This window comes from Geobacillus sp. LYN3 (assembly GCF_003064505.1).
GTDB lineage: Bacteria > Bacillota > Bacilli > Bacillales > Anoxybacillaceae > Parageobacillus_B > Parageobacillus_B toebii.
This window is the reverse complement of the sequence record NZ_QCWL01000019.1, coordinates 1-5482: the sequence shown is the minus strand read 5'-3', so window position 1 is coordinate 5482 and position 5482 is coordinate 1. Positions and strand designations below refer to the sequence as shown.

The 5482-nt window shown below is 39.2% G+C and carries 6 protein-coding genes and 2 pseudogenes; 7 read left to right on the top strand and 1 reads right to left on the bottom strand.

The window, feature by feature from the left end:
• The first annotated feature begins 93 nt into the window (after positions 1-93).
• From DCC82_RS16355 to DCC82_RS18395, 7 genes and pseudogenes are all read left to right on the top strand, one after another.
• Positions 94-738, top strand: coding sequence for an SDR family oxidoreductase (locus DCC82_RS16355; protein ID WP_015864901.1), 645 nt, complete (start codon positions 94-96; stop codon positions 736-738).
• A 504-nt stretch (positions 739-1242) separates the two neighbouring features.
• Positions 1243-1767, top strand: a pseudogene (locus DCC82_RS16345) (transposase family protein); the annotation flags it as partial.
• A pseudogene (locus DCC82_RS18400) lies at positions 1755-1922 on the top strand (antibiotic biosynthesis monooxygenase family protein); the annotation flags it as partial. The pseudogenes DCC82_RS16345 and DCC82_RS18400, both read left to right, overlap by 13 nt.
• Before the next feature lie 407 nt (positions 1923-2329).
• On the top strand, positions 2330-2788 hold the full coding sequence (locus tag DCC82_RS16335; RefSeq protein ID WP_015864899.1) for a LytTR family DNA-binding domain-containing protein: 459 nt from the start codon (positions 2330-2332) through the stop codon (positions 2786-2788).
• The gene (locus tag DCC82_RS16330; protein ID WP_015864898.1) at positions 2785-3195 is read left to right on the top strand and encodes a DUF3021 domain-containing protein; all 411 of its coding nucleotides are present in this window, start codon (positions 2785-2787) and stop codon (positions 3193-3195) included. The genes DCC82_RS16335 and DCC82_RS16330 overlap by 4 nt, the downstream gene beginning before the upstream one ends.
• Positions 3196-3309: 114 nt before the next feature.
• Positions 3310-3474 (top strand): hypothetical protein, encoded by a 165-nt coding sequence (locus DCC82_RS17780; protein ID WP_015864897.1) that lies wholly within the window; start codon positions 3310-3312, stop codon positions 3472-3474.
• A 154-nt stretch (positions 3475-3628) separates the two neighbouring features.
• A complete protein-coding gene (locus tag DCC82_RS18395; protein ID WP_015864896.1) occupies positions 3629-4114 on the top strand; it encodes a processed acidic surface protein in 486 nt (161 codons plus the stop codon).
• Between the two features lie 118 nt (positions 4115-4232).
• On the opposite strand, the gene DCC82_RS16320 is transcribed toward DCC82_RS18395, so the two are convergent.
• Positions 4233-5186 (bottom strand): cation diffusion facilitator family transporter, encoded by a 954-nt coding sequence (locus DCC82_RS16320; protein ID WP_097355082.1) that lies wholly within the window; start codon positions 5184-5186, stop codon positions 4233-4235.
• Positions 5187-5482: the final 296 nt, after the last annotated feature.

The following is a 5482-nucleotide window of genomic DNA, read 5'->3' as shown; positions in this document are numbered from 1 at the left end:
CTTTTTTTCTTCCAACCGTTGAAACTCAAGGGAAAACCGTGAGTGTGGAGGATAAACTTTTGACAATACCAATATAAGAAAGGGAGGATGCGTATGAAAGTTTTGGTCATTGGCGCCAACGGAAAAGTAGGCCAACAAGTGGTGAGCATGCTTCATGCGCATGAGCGGCACACCGTTCGTGCAATGGTTCGAAAACAAGAGCAATTGGAGGCTTTTCAGAAAAAAGGAATTGAAGCGGTACTCGCTGATCTTGAAGGTACTGTCGATGAAATTGCCGAAGCAGCCAAAGGCTGTGACGCGATCGTATTCTCCGCCGGTTCAGGTGGACACACAGGAGCGGATAAGACATTGCTTGTCGATTTAGACGGTGCCGTAAAAGCGATGGAAGCTGCAGAAAAAGTCGGAATTAAACGATTTGTCATGGTGAGCTCATTCCAGGCCCACAACCGTGAGAACTGGCCAGAAAACCTCAAACCTTATTATGTCGCTAAACATTATGCTGACCGTATGTTAATGAATAGTGGTTTAAATTATACGATTATTCGTCCTGGATATCTTCTTAATGAAAAAGGCACAGGGTTGGTTGCTGTAGCAGAAAACTTAAATGTCGGGAGCATTCCACGTGAAGATGTAGCAAGAACAATCGTTCAATCTCTTGATGAACCAAATACGTATAAAAAAGCATTCGATTTAATGTCAGGGGATACAGAGATTGCGGAAGCATTGAAATCACTGTAATGAAGCATTCATCCGAAGGGAGAATTTAGAAACATGGCTTACAAATTTACAGCAAGCTAAGCCGTTCACTCAAAGCGTTCCGCGATATGGAGCGTAGACTTGAGGCACACCCACATTGGGCGGATTTAAGATTAACTCCATAATCATTCCTTCATCCGCTCCTTTGATTGATTCGTTTAAAGGATACAGGTTGGCTAAATAATAATACCTGTCAAATAGATACGTATAAAAGAGTGAACCTTATGCGGCAAGAGTTCGGCATTCCACCGGACTCTTGCCGTATTTTGTTTATATTCGTTTTTCGTTATAGTTGGATAAAGATGAGATGAATAAGGGATACATAACAGATATCAGCTTCATCGAATTGAAGCTCCAATCATGCTTCTAATGATAAATTTTAGGTTCATCACCCAATTTTGTGATTTAGTGGCAAAAAAGAGAAAGCACTGACGAGATCCTGGCAATAATGTTAGCGGTGAAATAAACATTAGGGAGGTCTCGTAAGTGCTTTCTATATCACTAGGATTGCCAGAATTTAAAGTGATTAAACACGAACTTCTTTCCTATGGTTATGCGATTCATGTAGAGAAAACAGAGACACAGGAACGTTGCCCTCATTGTGGGTTTGCCACTTCCTCTGTCCACGACAGACGGACAAGAAAAGTACGGGATTTGGCGATTTTCCATCAACCGGTGTACTTGTTCGTAAAGGTAAAGCGCTATCGGTGCTGGAATTGTTCCCAAGTGTTTTCCGCCTCTTTGGAATCGATTCCACCCAATCAACACTACACCAATCGATTTTGTGAGTACTTGTATGAACTTTGCGAAGGCTCCACGATTCAAGAGGTTAGCCGAAAGCACCGCATCCCATATACAACATTGGAACGCATTTATTACTCCATCGCATCGAAAAAAGCAAAAGAGCGCCAAACAGCAACGGAGGCATCTTTTCAGGAAGGGATGGTGCTTAGCTTAGATGAAATCGCGGTAAGAAAGGGACATCAGTATGAAACCGTATTTATGCAGTCATTTTCACTTCAGAACGTACTGAAGATGATAACGGTTACGGTCAAATGGCAGAAAAAATGGTAGAGTTAACTTCCCAGCAACTAGGTTTTCTGGGGGCAGAAAGTGTTCGGGATGAATCTGGACTAGGAATTACTGTTTCTTATTGGAATTCATTGTTTTAACGCAGGAGACCCCCACTTCAACGAATGAAATGAGCAAGTGGGGGAGGAATGCGCCTTCCTCCTTTCTTTTGAGTAAAGCATATCACTAAATTATACCCGTGGTGCTAGTTGAGCGCTAAAGCTCAACTAGCACCACGGGTAGTAGAGATCTTTCACTATGTCGTAAATAAAGGAAAAAATCAATCGCCGTGCTAGGTGGTCTTTTTGGGCCAGATCGTCCAGTTTTATCGAAGTTTCGGTATAGCGCCGAGGTGGGAGAGGTTCATGTATCGTATGCATTTCAAGGAACGATTTTTGCCGGATGGGATGGAAAAACAACCTTTTACCTTTATCATGAAGACAACAGCTAGCATAACGAATACAATTTAATAAAAAAGATGAATGTAAAGGAGGCGGGCAGAATGAAAGTGTCTTTGGATATTGACAGCGATTACGATGAGACAATCGTGACCATTCACTGTAAGGAAGTAGATGACACGATTAAAGAAATTCTTGATTTTTTAAAAGGGATGGAGACGGAATTTATTGTCGGAAAAAATGGTGATATGCATTATATATTAAAGCCAAATGAGATCCATTTTTTTCGTGCTCATGGGGATAGCATCGAGGCGGTGACAGCCGAGGGAACATTTAAATTGAAGGAAAAGCTGTATGAGCTCGAAAAATTGCTTCCCTCTAACAAGTTTGTTCGCATTTCTAAGTCGGTCATTGTAAATCTCTATGAGTTGAGCCGGTTTGAAGCATCGTTCAATGGCACTCTATGCGTTTATTTTAAATCAGGAGTGAAAGAGTACGTTTCTCGACGTTATGTTCATGCCATCAAAAAAGCATTAAAAATGAATAGGGGGAAAAAAGAATGAAAAAATTCTTATACAGAAGCATCATCGGGATATTGATCGGTTCCTTTATCGCAGTAGTGGTAACTAGCTCTATCATCTATTTCGGTCATTTCCCTGTCATTAATGGTGAAGAATTTATAAAAAACTCATTTGGGAGCATATTTTGTGGATGGTTTTTTGCCGTATCTTCGCTTTATTTTGAATTAGAATCGCTCCGTCTGTCGCAACAAACGGCATTGCACTTTGTTACAGTAATTGTTTTATATTTTATCCTGTCCTTGGGAATTGGGTGGATTCCGTTTGATTTGAAAAACATCCTTATTTCAGCAGCTATATTTATTGTAGTCTATTTAGTTATATGGGGTTGCTACTATTTATATTTCAAAAACTTAGCAAATCAAATGAATGAAGATTTAGAGAAAATATAAATAAATATCCCCTTCAGTCAGGATCGGATTTTCACAGCTTGGTCCTTTGTTTGCTGATGCGGATAAAAAAACATTAATAATAAAAGTGAAATAGGAGAGGAGTTGAAATGAACAATGGCAAACAAGCAAATGACTGCAGATGAAATTTTGGAAGCGATCCAAAAAATGAGCAATGAAGAACGTTGGAAATTGCTTGATAAGATGTACGACCTGTATTATTCCAAAGAGCATTTGATAATAAAAGCAAAACGTAAATATTTAGAAGAGGACGACTATTGACGAGCAAGCCTAAGCTAATTGCCTAGGCTTTTCTTTTTTTTGTTCATTATGAAATTTATTACATTAATGTTATATATTTTACAATATTAAATCATTTTGCTTTCATTTATACTAAACTCGTATATTTATATTATTTTACTATGGGGGTTATTTTATGAAAAAATTGATTCCTTTTGCTGTTGCGGCATCCCTTGCCATCGCAACATTGCCTGCTTCTGCTTTTGCGATTGAATCCAATGATCCTGAGCTCCAAAGCTATCTAAACGAGATCGGTATGACCCAGGAAGAGCTGAAAGAATATTTAGACTACGATGGCTACACATTAGAAGATTTTCAAGATGTCGATGAGCTTCGCAGCGAGCTTGGCGATGTATTGACAGAAGAAAATTTACAACAATTGCTTGAAGATTATGGCTTAACGAAAGAGGAATTAAAACAACTTCTTATCGATAAAACGGTCGCTGGAGAGTTTACCTACAAAGTCCGTAAAGTGCGAATTGTAGACGCCGATGACAGAACCGTGATTGTGCCAAAATCAAAAGCCACATTAACCGTATCTACGTGCTATCCATTCAACTACATCGGCGCAGCACCGAAGCGGTATATCCTTGTCGCTAACTTAGTGGAGGCAAGGAATTGATGTCTTATCCCTTTATCTCTATCAAATGTGAGTCAAAAATCCTTTTACATGAAAAAACCCCACAGAGTTTCTGTGGGGTTTTTTAGTTGGTATCATTTGCCTCGAAGGTTTATTTGACTTACATTTTTGTTTTCGTTTTCTGAAGCAAAAATTCTTTTCCATAGCTGCCGTGATCGTGAATCATCGCATGCTCAACCTGGATGGTCGTATGTTTGATTCCGTATTTTTTGTTTAGCATCTCGTTAATGGCCAAGATGACACAAAACGGCTGGATATGCTCGCTGATAAATACGTGTGCGGTTAATGAATAGTGGTCGGTGGAAACGGCCCATAAGTGCATGTCGTGTACATCTTCGACTCCTTCGACTTGGCGGATGTCCTCTCTAATCTGGTCGAGATGAAACTGATCAGGCACCGCTTCCATTAAAATGAGATACGATTCGCGAATAATTTTTGCCCCGCCTGTGAAGATGATGGCAGCAATAATAATGCTGATAAGCGGGTCGAAAAAATAAAAACCAGTAAAATAAATGAGTATTGCTGAAATAATGACACCGATGGAGCTAAGAAGATCTCCGATAAAATGCCATAAGGCGCTTTTAATATTTAAGTTTTCCTCTTCTTTTGTACTTCGGCTAAGGACAATGGTCAATATGAGATTCACAATGAAACCAATCGAGGAAATAGTCAGCATTAAGCGAAAATCGATTGGTTCGGGAAAAATGAATCGTTTAATCCCTTCCCAAAAAATCCAAATGGAAATAATAGCCAACGTAAGACCGTTTAAAAAGGACGTAATAATTTCAAATCGCAAATAGCCGAACGTAAATCGATGATTTGGCGGACGCGTGGCAAGGTAAAGAGCGATCATGCTAAGCCCAAGCGCCAATACGTCAGATGCCATATGGGCAGAGTCGGAAAGCAAAGCTAAGGAATTAGATAATAGTCCTCCAATAATTTCCACAATCGTAAAAAACAATGTTAAACCAAGAGTGATCCAAAGCGTTTTTTTGGATTGATTTTGCGTTTTTACATGAGGAAGATGGTGATAATCGTATTGGATTGGTGACATGGCACACCTCTACTTTATAATAATTATTAGTTTATATATATTATAATACAATCATCTAAAATTGTGCAAAAAAATTTTTCGGCTCGTTTTGTTGGAAAATATCAAAAAATAGAAAATTTTTTCTCAAGGAATTTATACACCGTTGTGGAATATAAGTATCAACAGCAAGAAAATTTAGGAAAGGACGCGATGCAGATTGATCTCCGTCAGTCCCACTGATTTAGAAATTTATCTTAATTAGGCGAGAAGACTCCCACTTCAACGAAGCGAAGCGGAGTAAGTGGGAGATGAATCGC